Annotated in this window: 13 protein-coding genes; 4 read left to right on the top strand and 9 right to left on the bottom strand. The window is 73.3% G+C overall.

Going from position 1 to position 15,516, the window contains the following annotated elements; genetic code table 11:
• Positions 1 to 62: 62 nt before the first annotated feature.
• The 4 genes from LG379_RS02850 (at position 63) to LG379_RS02835 (ending at position 6,697) form a co-directional block, all read left to right on the top strand.
• Positions 63 to 2,564 (top strand): phosphoketolase, encoded by a 2,502-nt coding sequence (locus LG379_RS02850; protein WP_225753061.1) that lies wholly within the window; start codon positions 63 to 65, stop codon positions 2,562 to 2,564.
• A 130-nt stretch (positions 2,565 to 2,694) separates the two neighbouring features.
• A complete protein-coding gene (pta, locus tag LG379_RS02845) occupies positions 2,695 to 4,836 on the top strand; it encodes a phosphate acetyltransferase (protein ID WP_225753060.1) in 2,142 nt (713 codons plus the stop codon).
• Positions 4,833 to 6,026 carry an acetate/propionate family kinase gene (locus tag LG379_RS02840; RefSeq protein WP_225753059.1) on the top strand — a complete coding sequence of 398 codons (1,194 nt, stop codon included), beginning with the start codon at positions 4,833 to 4,835 and terminating at the stop codon, positions 6,024 to 6,026. Before pta ends, LG379_RS02840 begins: the two co-directional genes overlap by 4 nt.
• A 104-nt stretch (positions 6,027 to 6,130) precedes the next feature.
• The gene (locus LG379_RS02835; RefSeq protein WP_225753058.1) at positions 6,131 to 6,697 is read left to right on the top strand and encodes a dihydrofolate reductase family protein; all 567 of its coding nucleotides are present in this window, start codon (positions 6,131 to 6,133) and stop codon (positions 6,695 to 6,697) included.
• A gap of 47 nt (positions 6,698 to 6,744) precedes the next feature.
• Here the strand turns inward: LG379_RS02835 and LG379_RS02830 are convergent, their stop codons facing one another.
• The 9 genes from LG379_RS02830 to LG379_RS02790 form a co-directional block, all read right to left on the bottom strand.
• Positions 6,745 to 8,346 carry a succinic semialdehyde dehydrogenase gene (locus LG379_RS02830; protein WP_225753057.1) on the bottom strand — a complete coding sequence of 534 codons (1,602 nt, stop codon included), beginning with the start codon at positions 8,344 to 8,346 and terminating at the stop codon, positions 6,745 to 6,747.
• Positions 8,347 to 8,364: 18 nt separating this feature from the next.
• Positions 8,365 to 10,050 (bottom strand): phosphoenolpyruvate--protein phosphotransferase, encoded by a 1,686-nt coding sequence (gene ptsP, locus LG379_RS02825; protein ID WP_225753056.1) that lies wholly within the window; start codon positions 10,048 to 10,050, stop codon positions 8,365 to 8,367.
• The gene (locus tag LG379_RS02820; protein ID WP_225753055.1) at positions 10,047 to 10,334 is read right to left on the bottom strand and encodes an HPr family phosphocarrier protein; all 288 of its coding nucleotides are present in this window, start codon (positions 10,332 to 10,334) and stop codon (positions 10,047 to 10,049) included. The genes ptsP and LG379_RS02820 overlap by 4 nt, the downstream gene beginning before the upstream one ends.
• Before the next feature lie 144 nt (positions 10,335 to 10,478).
• Complete coding sequence (locus LG379_RS02815; RefSeq protein ID WP_225753054.1) at positions 10,479 to 11,519, bottom strand: zinc-dependent dehydrogenase; 1,041 nt, start codon at positions 11,517 to 11,519, stop codon at positions 10,479 to 10,481.
• 26 nt (positions 11,520 to 11,545) lie between these two features.
• The gene (locus LG379_RS02810) at positions 11,546 to 11,998 is read right to left on the bottom strand and encodes a PTS sugar transporter subunit IIA (protein ID WP_225753053.1); all 453 of its coding nucleotides are present in this window, start codon (positions 11,996 to 11,998) and stop codon (positions 11,546 to 11,548) included.
• Positions 11,991 to 12,299 (bottom strand): PTS lactose transporter subunit IIB, encoded by a 309-nt coding sequence (locus LG379_RS02805; protein WP_225753052.1) that lies wholly within the window; start codon positions 12,297 to 12,299, stop codon positions 11,991 to 11,993. The genes LG379_RS02810 and LG379_RS02805 overlap by 8 nt, the downstream gene beginning before the upstream one ends.
• Before the next feature lie 29 nt (positions 12,300 to 12,328).
• A complete protein-coding gene (locus tag LG379_RS02800) occupies positions 12,329 to 13,552 on the bottom strand; it encodes a PTS mannitol transporter subunit IICB (protein ID WP_225753051.1) in 1,224 nt (407 codons plus the stop codon).
• A gap of 216 nt (positions 13,553 to 13,768) precedes the next feature.
• Positions 13,769 to 14,752: a 1-phosphofructokinase gene (gene pfkB / locus LG379_RS02795; protein ID WP_225753050.1), complete on the bottom strand. Its 984-nt coding sequence runs from the start codon at positions 14,750 to 14,752 to the stop codon at positions 13,769 to 13,771.
• Positions 14,749 to 15,510, bottom strand: coding sequence for a DeoR/GlpR family DNA-binding transcription regulator (locus tag LG379_RS02790; RefSeq protein WP_225753049.1), 762 nt, complete (start codon positions 15,508 to 15,510; stop codon positions 14,749 to 14,751). The genes pfkB and LG379_RS02790 overlap by 4 nt, the downstream gene beginning before the upstream one ends.
• Positions 15,511 to 15,516 lie beyond the last annotated feature (6 nt).

Genomic DNA, 15,516 nt, shown 5'->3' with positions numbered 1-15,516 from the left:
ACGCGCGGCACGCTCCACGAGCGGCGGCCCGCCCGCCGGCACCTCGAGCGCAGGAGGAACGGATGTCGTCAGACCGCGCCGTCGTCGACCACCCGACGAGCTGGCCCACCCGCGAGGTGACGCCCCTGGACGACGCGACGCTGCGCCGCGTCGACGCCTGGTGGCGCGCAGCGAACTACCTGTCCGTCGGCCAGATCTACCTGCTCGACAACCCGCTGCTCGCCGAGCCGCTGCACCGCGACCACGTCAAGCCCCGGCTCCTCGGGCACTGGGGCACGACGCCGGGTCTCACGTTCCTCTACGCGCACCTCAACCGGGTCATCGCCGAGCGCGCCCAGTCGACCCTCTACGTCACCGGCCCCGGCCACGGCGGACCCGGCCTCGTCGCGGCGGCCTACCTCGACGGCACGTACTCCGAGGTCTACACGGACATCACGCAGGACTCCGAGGGCATGCGCAAGCTGTTCCGGCAGTTCTCCTTCCCCGGCGGCATCCCCAGCCACGTGGCCCCGGAGACGCCCGGCTCCATCCACGAGGGCGGCGAGCTCGGCTACGCCCTCTCGCACGCGTACGGCGCGGCCTTCGACAACCCGGACCTGCTCGTGGCCGCGGTCGTCGGGGACGGCGAGGCGGAGACCGGTCCGCTCGCCACCAGCTGGCACTCGAACAAGTTCGTCGACCCGCTGTCCGACGGGGTCGTGCTGCCGATCCTGCACCTCAACGGGTACAAGATCGCCAACCCGACGGTCCTGGCCCGCATCCCCGAGGACGAGCTGCTCGACCTCATGCGCGGCTACGGGCACACGCCGTACGTCGTCTCCGGCGGCTTCGACGGCGAGGACCCGGACGTCGTGCACCGGCGCATGGCCGAGGTGCTGGACGAGGTCCTCAACCAGATCGCGGAGATCAAGCAGGCCGCCCGGCAGGGCCGGCTGACCGAACGGCCGCGCTGGCCGATGATCATCCTGCGCACCCCCAAGGGCTGGACGTGCCCGCCGGTCATCGACGGCAAGCAGGTCGAGGACTCCTGGCGGTCGCACCAGGTCCCGCTGGCGAGCGCCCGGGACACCGACGAGCACCTCGAGGTGCTGGAGGGCTGGCTGCGGTCGTACCGCCCCGAGGAGCTGTTCGACGCGACCGGCCGGCTGACGGACGACATCGCGAGCCTGGCGCCGGACGGCGTCCTGCGCATGAGCGCGACGCCGCACGCCAACGGCGGGCTCCTCCTGCGCGACCTGCAGCTGCCGGACTTCCGCGACCACGCCATCGACGTCGACGCGCCCGGCGCGACGATCGCCGAGGCGACCAAGGTCCTCGGCGAGTGGCTGGCGGGCGTCATCGAGCGCAACCCCGACAACTTCCGGATCGTCGGCCCGGACGAGACGGCGTCGAACCGGCTCCAGGCCGTCTTCGGTGTGACGGACAAGGTCTGGAACGCGGAGCTGCTGCCCCGGGACGAGAACCTCGCCCGTGCCGGACGCGTGCTCGAGATGCTCTCCGAGCACCAGTGCCAGGGCTGGCTCGAGGGCTACCTGCTCACCGGTCGGCACGGCCTGTTCAGCTGCTACGAGGCCTTCATCCACATCATCGACTCGATGTTCAACCAGCACGCCAAGTGGCTTAAGGTCACCCGCGAGATCCCGTGGCGACGGCCCATCGCGTCGCTGAACTACCTGCTCACCTCGCACGTGTGGCGGCAGGACCACAACGGGTTCTCCCACCAGGACCCCGGCTTCATCGACCACGTGGTGAACAAGAAGGCGGAGATCGTGCGGGTCTACCTCCCGCCGGACGCCAACACCCTGCTGGTGACGTACGACCACTGCCTGCGCAGCCGCAACCTCGTCAACGTGGTCGTCGCCGGCAAGCAGCCCGCCCCGACGTTCCTGACGATGGACCAGGCGGTCGCGCACTGCGCCCGCGGGCTGGGGATCTGGGAGTGGGCCGGCACGGAGGAGCGCGGGGAGGACCCGGACGTCGTCCTCGCGTGCGCCGGTGACGTCCCCACGCTGGAGGTGCTGGCCGCGGCGGACCTGCTCCGGCAGCACCTGCCGGAGCTCAACGTGCGGGTCGTCAACGTCGTGGACCTCATGCGGCTGCAGGACGAGCGCGAGCACCCGCACGGCCTCAGCGACCGCGAGTTCGACACGATCTTCACGCCGGACAAGCCGATCGTCTTCGCGTACCACGGCTACCCGTGGCTCATCCACCGCCTGACGTACCGCCGCACGGGCCACGCCAACCTGCACGTGCGCGGGTACAAGGAGGAGGGCACGACGACGACGCCGTTCGACATGGTCATGCTCAACGACCTGGACCGGTACCGGCTCGTCATCGACGTCATCGACCGGGTCCCGCACCTGGGGACCCGCGCGGCCGAGCTGCGCCAGGACATGGTCGACGCGCGGCTGCGGGCCCGGCAGTGGACCCGTGAGCACGGCGAGGACATCCCCGAGGTGCGGGACTGGGTGTGGCCGGACGTCGGCGAGACCGGCACGGAGGTCGGCGGCCCGCAGGCGAGCCGGGTCTCCGGCGCGACGGCGACCGGCGGGGACAACGAGTGAGCGCTGACCACGGCGCGGCCGGGGTCGCCCCGGTCCGCGCCGTGGCGCGCCTCACGCTCGCGGGGGTGGCCCCGGCCGCCGTCGGCTTGTGAAGATCGACGCAGACGACCGACAGCGAGGAGCGGGACGCGTGGCGCGCAGCATCTACATCACCTCGGCCGAGGGCGACACCGGCAAGTCGACGATCGCCCTGGGGGTGCTGGACCTGCTGTCGCGCACGGTCCAGCGCGTCGGCGTCTTCCGGCCCGTCGCCCGCTCGACGACGCAGTCGGACTACGTCCTGGAGCTCCTCCTCGCCCACGACGGCGTCGACCTGACCTACGAGGAGTGCGTGGGCACCACCTACGAGGCCGTCCACGCGGACCCCGAGGCCGCGCTCTCCCAGATCGTCAGCCGGTACCACGAGGTGGAGCGGCGCTGCGACGTCGTCGTCATCGTGGGGACCGACTACACGGACGTCGCGGGCGCCACGGAGCTGTCCTACAACGCGCGGATCGCGGCCAACCTCGGGGCACCGGTGCTCGCCGTGGTGCGCGGCGTGGACCGCAGCCCGGACGAGATCCGCCAGGTCGCGGACGTCATGGTCTCCGAGCTGCGCACCCACCACGCGGAGGTCCTCGGGGTCATCGCGAACCGGTGCGCCCCGGAGCAGGTCGTCCACGTGCGCAAGGCCCTGCTCGGCAACGACCGCGTGGCGTGGGCCCTCCCGGAGGACACGCTCCTCAGCGCGCCCACGGTGCGCGCGCTCATGGAGGCCGTCGGCGGACGCCTCGAGGCCGGCGACGAGGAGCTCCTCTCCCGCGAGGCGCTGGACCTGCTCGTCGGCGCCATGTCCGTGGAGCACCTCCTGGACAAGCTCACCGACGGTGCCGTCATCATCACGCCCGGCGACCGCTCCGACGTGCTCCTCGGGCTGCTCATGGCGCACGCGGCCGAGGGCTTCCCGTCGCTGGCGGGCATCATCCTCAACGGCGGGTTCTACCCGCCGCCGGTCATCGCGCGCCTCGTCAACGGCCTCGGGCAGCGCCTGCCCATCATCCGCACCGACCTGGGCACCTTCCGCAGCGCCAACGCCGCGGCGGGCACCCGCGGCCGCCTCACCGCCGACTCCCAGCGCAAGGTCGACACGGCGCTCGCGCTCTTCGAGCGGCACGTCGACGGCGAGCAGCTGCTCGGCCGGCTCGACGTCGCGCGCCCGTCGGTCGTCACGCCGCTCATGTTCGAGTACGAGCTGCTCGCTCGGGCCCGCGGCGACCGCAAGCACATCGTGCTGCCGGAGGGCACCGACGACCGGATCCTGCGCGCCGCCAGCACGCTCCTGCAGCGCGGGGTCGCGCAGCTGACGATCCTCGGCAACGAGACGACCATCCGCGCCCGCGCGACCGAGCTGGGCCTCGACATCGCCGACGCGGCGATCGTCGACCCGCACGACGGCGAGCTGCACGACCGCTTCGCCGCCGAGTACGCCGAGCTGCGCAAGCACAAGGGCATGACCGTCGAGCGCGCCCGGGAGATCGTCAGCTCGGTGTCCTACTTCGGCACGATGATGGTCCAGCTGGGCCTCGCGGACGGCATGGTCTCCGGCGCGATCCACACCACCGCCCACACCATCAAGCCGGCGTTCGAGATCATCAAGACCGTGCCCGGCACGTCGATCGTGTCGAGCGTGTTCCTCATGTGCCTCGAGGACCGCGTGCTCGTCTACGGCGACGCCGCGGTCAACCCCGACCCCACGGCGGAGCAGCTGGCCGACATCGCGATCTCCTCCGCGGAGACCGCCGCGCAGTTCGGCATCCACCCGCGCATCGCGATGCTGTCCTACTCGACGGGTGAGTCCGGGACGGGCCCGGACGTGGAGAAGGTCCGCACCGCCACGGCCCTCGTCCGGGAGCGCCGGCCCGACCTCGACGTCGAGGGGCCCATCCAGTACGACGCGGCCGTGGACGCGTCGGTGGCGAAGACGAAGATGCCCGACTCCACCGTGGCGGGCCGGGCGACCGTCTTCATCTTCCCGGACCTCAACACGGGCAACAACACCTACAAGGCCGTCCAGCGGTCCGCCGGCGCCGTCGCGATCGGGCCCGTGCTGCAGGGCCTGCGCAAGCCGGTCAACGACCTGTCCCGCGGTGCGCTCGTGCAGGACATCGTCAACACGGTGGCCATCACGGCCATCCAGGCCCAGGCGCTCGCCGCGTCGACTGCGACGCCGGACGCGACCTCGACCACCCCCGCCGCCACCACCCCCGCACAGACCCAGGGAGCCGCCCGGTGAACCACGTCCTCGTCCTCAACTCCGGCTCGTCGTCGATCAAGTACCAGCTCGTCGACGTGACCTCGGGCGAGGCGGTCGCCGGCGGGCTGGTCGAGCGGATCGGCGAGCCCGAGGGCTCCCTGCGCCACGACGGCCCGTCCGGACGGACGGAGCGCACGCAGGCGGTGGCCGACCACACGGCGGGCGTGCGCGCGGTGCTGGACCTCTTCGAGGAGGTCGGCCCCTCCCTGGCGGACCTCGAGATCGTCGCCGTCGGGCACCGCGTGGTCCAGGGCGGGGACCGCTTCACCGAGCCCACGCTCGTCGACGACGACGTCGAGGCCGCCATCGAGGACCTCTCGCCGCTGGCGCCGCTGCACAACCCGCCGAACCTCGCCGGCATCCGTGCCGCGCGCACCGCCTTCCCTGACCTGCCGCACGTGGCGATCTTCGACACCGCGTTCCACCACACGCTCCCGCCCGAGGCGTACACGTACGCGATCGACCGGGAGACCGCGCGCGCGTACGGGATCCGCCGCTACGGCTTCCACGGCACGTCGCACGCGTACGTCTCCCGGCGTGCGGCGGCGATGCTGGGCAAGGAGCCGTCGGAGGTCAACGTCATCGTCGCGCACCTCGGCAACGGCGCCTCGATCACCGCGGTCGAGGGCGGCTGCTCGGTCGAGACCTCCATGGGCCTGACGCCGCTCGAGGGCCTGGTCATGGGCACCCGGTCCGGTGACATCGACCCGGCCGTGATCTTCCACCTGCAGCGCGTGGGGGGCATGAGCACCGACGACATCGACACGCTCCTCAACCGCCGCTCGGGCCTGCTGGGCCTGGCCGGCGCCAACGACCTGCGTGACGTGCACGCCGCGATCGAGTCCGGCGACGAGGAGGCCGCGCTCGCCCTGGAGGTGTACTGCCACCGCCTGCGGCACTACGTCGGGGCGTACTACGCCCAGCTCGGCCGGGTGGACGCGATCGCCTTCACCGCCGGTGTCGGCGAGAACGACGACGTCGTGCGGCTCGAGTCGCTCAGCGGCCTGGAGCGCCTGGGGATCGTCGTGGACCCCGAGCGCAACGAGGGACGCAAGAAGGCCGAGACGGTCATCTCGCCGGACGACGCGGAGGTGGCGGTCCTCGTCATCCCCACCAACGAGGAGCTCGAGATCGCGCAGCAGGCCGTCGCCGTCGTCCAGGGAGGCTGAGCCGACTCCCGGGCCACTCGCACTCGACGGCGGCCGGGGGTCCTGCCGACGGCGTCGGTGGGACTACCGTGCCGGGATGACGCAGACCGGGAGCGGAGGGGACGATGGGCAAGCTGATCTACGCAGCCAACATCTCGCTCGACGGCTTCCTGGAGGACGAGACGGGGTCGTTCGACTGGTCCGTGCCCGACGAGGACGTGCACGCGTTCTGGAACGAGCACGAGCGGCACATCGGCACGTCGCTCTACGGCCGACGCATGTACGAGGCGATGCGCGTCTGGGAGGACGACGACTGGTTGACGGACGAGCCTGCGGTGGTCCGCGAGTACGCCGACATCTGGCGTGACACCGACAAGATCGTCTACTCCTCCTCGCTCGACGGCGCCTCGACGGCGCGCACGAGGATCGAGCGGACGTTCGAGCCCGAGGCGGTACGACAGCTCAAGGAGACCTCCGGCTCGGACCTGAGCATCGGGGGCGCAGGCATCGCGGCGGAGGCCTTCCGGCACGGTCTCGTCGACGAGTGCGTCCTGCTCCTCTGCCCGGTGCTCGTGGGCGGCGGGAAGCCGGCGCTGCCTCGCGGCGTACGACTCGACCTCGAGCTGCTGGACCACCGACGGTTCGCCAACGGCGTGATCTACGTCCGCCACGCGGTCCGGGATCGCGCCTGACGCCTGCGGCGGCGGGGGCGGCGGGCGACCCCAGAGGGCGCAGCCCGTCAGAGGCGCGACCGGTGCCGCAGGTGCAGCGCGCGCGAGAACAGCGCGGTCCAGCGCTCACCGGGCAGCGCGAACAGCCTGCCCAGGCCCAGACCCCGGTGGGTCCCACGCTGCACCGCGACCGACTGCGTCCACGTCGTCGCCCGGATGCCCTCGGCGCCGTGCCGCCGGCCCGAGCCCGACGCCTTGACGCCGCCGATCGGCGCGGCCGTCGAGCCCCACGACGCGACGTAGCCCTCGTTGACGTTGACGGTCCCGCACTCCAGACGACCCGCGATCCGGCGGCCTCGGGCCACGTCGCGGGTCCACACGCTCGCGTTCAGCCCGTACTCCGACGCGTTGACCAGCAGCACCGCCGCGTCGTCGTCGGGCACACGGTCCACCGTGACGACCGGCCCGAACGTCTCCTCCGCACGCACGAGCGCGTCGGCGGGGACGGCGTCGAGGACGGTCGGCGCGTAGAAGAGCGGTCCGACGTCCGGCCGGCGGACGCCGCCGGCGAGCGGCACGGCGCCGCGCCGAACCGCGTCCTGCACGTGGAGCTCCACCCGGTCCAGCTGCGCGGTCGACGTCAGGGAGCCGACGTCGGCGGAGTAGTCCAGCCGCGCTCCGAGGCGCAGCGCCCGCACCCGCGGCAGGAAGGCGGCGAGGAAGGCGTCCGCGACCCGCTCGTGCAGGACGAGGCGCTCGACCGACACGCACAGCTGTCCCGTGCTGCCGAAGCACGCCCGCACCGCGCCCTCGGCGGCCACCTCGACGTCCGCGTCGTCGGCGACGTAGAGGGCGTTCTTGCCACCGAGCTCGAGCGAGGCGCCGACCAGGCGTCGTCCGGCCTGCTCGGCGACCACGCGCCCGGTCGGCGTCGAGCCCGTGAACAGCACGTGGTCCACCGCGTCCACCAGCGCGGCGCCGACGGTCGGACCGTCACCGGTGACGACCTGGAGGAGTCCGTCCGGCGCGCCCGCCTCACGCAGCAGCTGCACGCACCACAGCGCCGTCAGCGACGTCTGCACGTCCGGCTTCACGACGACGGCGTTCCCGGCCGCCAGGGCGGGCAGCGCGTCACCGAGGACGAGGGTGAGCGGGTAGTTCCACGGCGCCACGACGCCGACGACACCCACAGGGCGCCGGTGCACCGTGGTCCCCGTGAGCCCGGGCACGAGCCCGCGCACGCGCTGCGGGGCCAGGTAGGAGCGCGCCCGGCGCGCGTAGTGGCTCGCGACGAGGACGACGTCCGCGAGCTCCTCGAACGCCGAGGCCCGCGCCTTGCCGGACTCGAGCTGGACGAGGTCGAGCACCTCGCCCTGCCGCGCGAGCAGGAGGTCGTGCACCCGGTGCAGCAGCGCGGTGCGCTCCCCCAGCGACCGCGCCGCCCAGGTCCGCTGGACGACGCGGGCCCGGCGCACCGCCGCGGCGACGTCGGGCTCCGTGCACAGGGGGAGGGCGACGAGGGGTGCCCCCGTGAGCGGCGTCGTGACGACGCGGTCGCCGCCGCCACCGCCGGTCTGGACGGCGCGGAGCAGGCGCCGTGCCTGCGCCGGCTCCACGGCCCAGGTGGCCGACGGGTCGGTCTCGGGGTCGCGGACGCCGGTGTCGCTCATGGCGCCAGGGTACGAGCGTCAGCCGAGCGCGAGGACCCGCCGCACCTCGGGGTCCACGAGGGCGAGGCACGCCGCGTGGGCGTCCTGCGCCGAGCGGGCCGCCCGCGCCGCGCCGGCGATCTGCCGGCACTGCTCCAGCGTGTGCCGCGCCAGCGACATCCGGACGCCGGGGACGGCCGAGGGTGCCATGGACAGGCTCGTCACCCCCAGCCCCACGAGCACCAGGGCCATGAGCGGGTCGGACGCGGACTCCCCGCACACGCCCACCTGCTTGCCGAGGTCCAGGCCCGCCTCGGCGGTGTGGGCGACGAGGTCGAGCACGGCGGGCTGCCACGGGTCCAGGAGGTCGGACAGCTCACCGCGGAGGCGATCCGTGGCCATCGCGTACTGCGCGAGGTCGTTGGTGCCGAGCGAGACGAAGTCGACCTCGTGCATCACGTCACGAGCGCGCAGCGCCGCCGAGGGCACCTCCACCATGACGCCGACCTTGGTCACCCCGGCGGCGCGCGCGAGCGCGGCGAAGTCCGCGGCCTCGTCCACCGTGGCGATCATGGGGGCCATCACCCACAGCTCGCCGCCCACCTGCCGCGCCGCCTGGGCGGCCGCGCGGAGCTGGGTCTCCAGGAGGTCGCGGGAACGCCGGACCAGCCGGTAGCCCCGCACGCCGAGCGCCGGGTTCTCCTCGCCGGGCTGCGTGACGAACGGCAGCGGCTTGTCCGCCCCGGCGTCGAGCGTGCGGAGCACCAGCTTGCGGTCGCCGAGCGCGCGCAGCGCCCGGGCGTACGTGGCCGCCTGCTCCTCCTCCGACGGCGCCTCGTCGCGCCCGAGGAAGAGCACCTCGGTGCGGAACAGCCCGACACCCTCGACGGCGGCGTCGGTGAGGCGCTCGGCGTCCTCGGCCGTGCCGATGTTGGCCAGCAGCGCGACCGGCCGCCCGTCGGCCGTGCCGCCGGGCGAGCGGTCCTCGGCCAGGGACGCGAGGGCGGCGCGCCGCTCCTCGACGGCGGCTCGGACGTCGTCGTCGGGGTCGACCGTGACGGTGCCGGTCGCCGCGTCCACGGCGACCTCCGTGCCGTCGGCCAGGTCCGTCGCGCCGGTGACCTGAACGAGGCACGGGATGCCGAGCTGGCCGGCGATGATCGCCGTGTGCCCGGTGGGTCCGCCCTCGGAGGTGACGAGGGCGAGCGTGCGCTCCAGGTCGAGCGTCGCGGTGTCGGCCGGGGCGAGGTCGACGGCGACGACGACGGAGGGCCCGTCCAGGACCGGCACGCCCGGGGCGGGGACACCGAGCGCCTCCGCGACGACGCGGTTGCGCACGCTGCGCAGGTCGGTCACGCGTTCCGCGAGGTACCCGCCGGCCTGCTCGAACATGTCGACGAAGGAGCCGACGACGGCGTCGACCGCCGCCACGACCGGCTCGCCGGCGTCGACGCGCTTCAGGGACTGCTCGCGCAGCGCCGGGTCCGCGGCCATCTGCGCGGTGGCCTCGAGCACGTCCTGCAGTGCGCCCGACGCACGGTCGGCCTGCTGCTGGAGCCGCTGGGCGACCGTCGTGAACGCCGCGTCGAGGATGCGGCGGGCGTCCGCGGCGTCGGTCCCGACGCGGGCGGACGGGTCGACGGCGGGGGTCTGGTGGACCTGCACCACCGGGCCGACGACGGCCCCGCGCCCGACCCCCGTGCCGTGCAGCACCCGTCCCGTCACGCCGTCCCCACCGCGTCCAGGTCGCGCTCCAGCATGCGCGCGAGCTCGTCGACGACGTGCTGGGCGTGGTCCCCGGCGGTGTCGTCGACCGCGACGGTGACCTCCTGACCGTGCTGCACCCCGAGCGCCATGATCTGGAGGATACTCGCCGCGTTCACGGCGGCACCGTCCCCCTTGGCGATGGTCACGGGCAGCCCCGAGGCGGCGGCGGCCTGGGAGAAGAGCTTCGCCGGACGGGCGTGCAGGCCGACCTTCGAGCCGACGACGACGGTGCGCTGTGCCATGGGGGTACTCCTCGTCGAGTGGGGGTGGGGCTGGGCCTGCCGCACGCGCGGCGGGTGCTCACGCGCGTGCGGCAGGAGGTCCTGCGCGAGCCTCACGGCTCGATGCCTTCCGCGAGCCTCACGGCTCGGTGCCTTCCGTGAGCCTCACGGCTCGATGGTCACCTTGATCGCCTCGCCGCGGGACACGATCCCGATGCCGTCCAGCACCTGCTCCAGCGGCAGCCGGTGGGTGATGAGGTCCTTGACCGGCACCTCGCCGCTCGCGATGAGCTCGAGCGCACGCTTGTTGTGGTCCGGGCTGGACCCGTTCGCGCCGATGATCATCAGCTCGCGGTAGTGCACGAGGTTCGAGTCGAGCTGGATGATCGGGTTGTCCTTCGGCAGCCCGCCGAAGAAGCTGATCCGACCCTGGCGGGCGATCATCTGGACGGCCTGCTCCTGGGCCTTCCCGGAGGCCGCCGCCGTGATGACGACGTCGGCGCCGCGGCCCTCCGTGAGCTCCAGCACGGTCGCGACCGGGTCCACCTCGTCGGCGCAGATCGCCTCGTCCGGCTTGACCAGCTCTGACGCCATGTCCAGGCGCTCGCGGCTCAGCTCCACGAGGAACACCCGGCCGGCGCCGCGGGCACGGGCGAGCCGCACGTGCAGGCAGCCGATCGGGCCGGACCCCATGACGACGACGTCGTCCCCGGGCTCGATCCGGACGAGCTCCTGGGCGTTGAGGGCGCACGCCAGCGGCTCGGCGACCGACGCCTCGTCGAAGCCGACGCCCTCCGGGATGCGGTTGAGGCCGTCGACGTCGAGCACCGCTTGAGGGACGACCATGTACTCCGCGAAGCCGCCGTCGTAGTGGTAGCCCATGGAGGTCTGGTTCGGGCAGATCGTCATGCGACCGGCCCGGCACTCCCGGCACGTCCCGCACGGGATGGCCGCGATGACCTGGACGCGGTCCCCCGCCTCCCAGCCGGCGACCTCGGCGCCGACCTCCACGACCTCGCCGGCGATCTCGTGACCCATGACGCGCGGCGGGTGGATGTGGTGGTGGCCGAACTTCGAGATCTTCACGTCCGTGCCGCACGTGGAGCACGCACGGACGCGGATCTTCACGTCGTGCGGACCGGGCGACGGCTCGGGTGCGTCCTCGAGGCGGACGTCACCAGGGGCGTGGAAACGGGCGACTCTCATGGTTCTCCTTCTGTCGGCCCGGGAGCTCAGTCGTCCTGGGCGGGGGTCAGCATCCGCAGGACCGTCTCGGTGTCCTCGGCGGTGCGCAGGGCCTCGGCGCGCTCGGGGTCGAGCAGCACCTGGGCGAGCTCGGCGAGCAGGGCCACGTGGCCGTCGCCCTTCGCGGCGATCCCGATGCAGACGGTGACGGGGAACCCGTCCCAGTCGACGCCCTCGGGGAACCGCACGAAGCAGAGGCCGTCGCGCAGCACGGCCTCCTTGCCGGCGAGGGTGGCGTGGGGGATGGCGACGCCCTCGCCGACGTAGGTGGAGATCGACGCCTCGCGCTCGAGCATCGCGTCCACGTAGTCCGGTCCGACGGCGCCCGACTCCACGAGCGCCTGCCCGCAGAGCCGGACCGCCGCCGTGCGGTCGGCCGCCTGCTCCGCCAGCCGGATCGCGCCGGTGGGGAGCAGGGCGGCCACGTCGACCTCAGACATCGACCGTCGTCCCCTGCTGGATGGCCGTGACGACCTTGGTGACGGCCGGGTCGCCCAGGAAGAGGTTGAACGCGACGACCGGTACGTCGGGGACGACGCCCCGCGCACGGTCGGCGAGGCCGGCGTGCGTGAGGACGACGTCCGCGTCACCGGGGATCTCCTGCACGGACGTGTGCTCGACCGTCACGCCGCTCTTGGCGAGCTGCTTGCGGACCGTCGAGGCGAGCATCACGCTGCTGCCCATCCCGGCGTCGCAGGCGACGACGAGCTTCTTGACGGCGGTTCCGTCGATGGTGGTCATGAGGGTCTCCTCCGGTGGTCCGTACGGGCTCAGGCCGTGGCGCCGGCAGCGGGGGCGGTGCCCTCGCGGTGGACGGCGGTGGCCTTGGCGGCGGCCTTGCGGTCGGCCACCTCGGTGCGCGCGGCGTCGAGCTGCGACGCGGCGCCGTCGTCGGTGGCCTGGGCCTCCGCCTTCTCCTTGCGGCCGAGGCCCATGAGCAGGGCTGCGACCACGAAGCTGGTGGCGGCGGCGATGGCGATGCTCAGGAGCACGGCGAGGTGACCACCGCGCGGCGTCATCGCCATGTAGGCGAAGATCGATCCGGGGGCGGGCGAGGCGACGAGGCCGGCGCCGGTGAGGATGTTGGTGAGGATGCCCGCCGCACCGCCCGCGATGGCCGCGGCGATGAGCTGCGGCTTCATGAGGATGTACGGGAAGTAGATCTCGTGGATGCCGCCGAAGAAGTGGATGACGATGGCGGCGGGGACCGACGGGCGCAGCAGGCGCGGCCCGAAGAGCATGAAGGCGATGAGGATGCCGAGGCCCGGGCCCGGGTTCGTCTCGAGCATGAACAGGATCGACTTGCCGGTGTCGGCGGAGTCGGCTGCGCCGAGCGGCGTCAGCACGCCGTGGTTGATCGCGTTGTTGAGGAACAGCACCTTGCCGGGCTCGATGATGAGCGCCGCGAGCGGGAGCAGGCTGTTCTCGACGAGGAAGCCGACACCGCGCTCGGCCCAGCCCATGATCGTGTCGACGACCGGGCCGATCGCGAGCAGGCCGGCGATCGCCATCACGGCGCCCACGATGCCCGCGGTGAAGTTGTCGACGAGCATCTCGAAGCCGGGCTTGGTGCGGTGCTGGACCGCGGCGTCGATCTTCTTGATGATCCACGCGGCCAGCGGGCCCATGGCCATGGCGCCGAGGAACATCGGCGAGCCGGTGCCGACGATGACGCCGACCGTCGCGATCGCGGCGACGACGCCGCCGCGCTGCCCGTGCACCATGCGACCACCGGTGTAGCCGATGAGCAGGGGCAGCAGATAGGTGATCATCGGCCCGACCAGGCCGGTCCAGGGCTCGCCGGCGGCGTTCTCCCCGAACCCGCCGATCTGCCCCACCGGGAACCAGCCGACCTCGATGAAGATGGCCGTGATGAGGCCCCACGCGATGAACGCGCCGATGTTGGGCATCACCATGCCGGCCATGTAGCCGCCGAAGCGTTGGACCGTGGCCTTGGCCCCCGTCCCGGTGACGGTGGGCGTGTACTCGCTCATCTGGAACTCCTTCGTGCCAGTGGTGTCCTGCGACCCATCCCTCGGCGCCTCGCCGCGGTCGTGTCCTGGGGGTGGGGGATGTTCTCGGTGCTGGTTCTCGTGCTGGTTGTGGGTGTGCTGGGTGGTGCTGGTGCCGTGTCGTGCTGCCGTGCCGGTGGAGCCGTCCGGCTGCGTCGGCCGGGGTTCTGGATGCGGGGCGGGACGCGCCCGCGGGGGTCAGCCGGTGCCGACGAGCGGCTCGACGAGGCGGGCGCCGACCGACGGCCCCCGCAGGAGGCTGGCCGACGCGAGGTCGATGTCGCCGGGACCCGGCATCTGGCTGCCGGGGAGCTGGACGGCTGCGGCACCCCACGCGAGCGCCTGGCGCAGCGACGCCGCGGACCGCTCCGGGCCCGCCGGCGCGGTCGTGCTCTCCTCCGCCGCGAGGAAGCCCGCGAGGAACGCGTCGCCTGCCCCGACGGTGCTGCGCGGCGCGACGGCCACGGACTCGCCGAGCGTCACGCCGTCGTCGTCGACGAGGAGTGCGCCCGCGCCGCCCAGGCTGACGAGGACCCGCCGCACGCCGCGGCGACGCAGCTCGTGCGCCGCCTCCACGACCTCGGCACGGGACCGCAGCGGCCGCCCGACCGCCTCGGCGAGCTCCTCGGCGTTCGGCTTGACGAGGTCGGGTGCGGCGTCGACGGCCCGCCGCAGCGCCTCGCCGCTCGTGTCGACGGCGACGCGGACGCCGTGCGCCGTCGCCCGCCGCGTCATGGTGGCGTACTGGTCCGCCGGCGTGCCCGGCGGCAGGCTGCCGCACAGGACGAGCCAGGACCCGGCCGGCGCCTCGGTCAGCGCGCGGTCGAGCACCTCCTCGAGGTCGGCCGGCGCCAGGGGCGTCCCCGGCTCGTTGACCTTGGTGACGGTGCCGTCGCGGTCGGCGATCGTGACGTTGGAGCGGGTGCGCCCGGAGACCGGCACGACCACGGCGGCGACGCCCTCGGCGGTGAGCAGCTGGACGAGCTGGTCGCCCTCCGGCCCGGCGACGGGCAGGACGGTCCGGCTCGGGACGCCGTTCGCGAGCAGGGCCCGCGTGACGTTGACCCCCTTGCCACCCGGGTGCAGGTGCGTGCTGAGGGCCCGGTTGACCTGACCGGCGCGCAGGACGGCCACGTCCATCGTGCGGTCCAGGCTCGGGTTGAGCGTGACGGTGACGATCATGCGCGGACCACCCTCGGGCCGGCGGCCTCGACCTCGTCGGCCAGCTCGGGCTCGAGGTCGAGGTCGGTGATGACGGTGTCGACGTCGGCCAGCGGTGCGACGTGCGCGAGGTCCGACCGGCCGAACTTGGTGTGGTCCGCCAGGACGACGACCCGGCGCGCGGCGTGCACGATCGCCCGCTTCACGGCGGCCTCCGCGAGGTCGGGCGTCGTGAGCCCGTGCTCGACGGTGAGCCCGTTGGTGCCGACGAACGCGACGTCCGCGTAGATGTCGCGCAGGGCCTGCTCGGTCCACGCGCCGACGGCGGCGAGGGTCCGGCCACGGACGGTGCCGCCGAGGAGGTGGAGCGTGACGTTGGGCCGGGTGGCCAGCACGGTCGCCACCGTCAGGGCGTGCGTCACGACCGTCAGCTCCCGGTCCGTGGGCAGCATCTCGGCCAGGCGGACCGTCGTGGTGCCCGCGTCCAGCAGGATGGCGCCGCCGTCCGGCACCTCGTCGAGCGCCGCCTTGGCGATGCGCTCCTTCTGGCCGGCCATGCGCCCCTCCCGGTCGGCGACCGCCGGCTCGAAGCCCAGGCGCTCGACCGGGATGGCACCGCCGTGGGTGCGGCGCAGGATGCCGCGCCGCTCCAGCAGCGTCAGGTCGCGACGGACCGTCTCGGTGGTGACGTCGAAGGACTCGGCGAGGTCCTTGACCTCGACGCGCCCGTCACGGCGCGCGAGCTCCAGGATCTGCTGCTGCCGCTCCGTCGCGTACACGTCATC

Source organism: Actinotalea sp. Marseille-Q4924 (genome assembly GCF_916618755.1).
In the GTDB taxonomy this organism is placed as follows: domain Bacteria; phylum Actinomycetota; class Actinomycetes; order Actinomycetales; family Cellulomonadaceae; genus Actinotalea.
The sequence above is the reverse complement of the archived record's forward strand: the minus strand, read 5'-3'. Positions and strand labels throughout refer to the sequence as shown.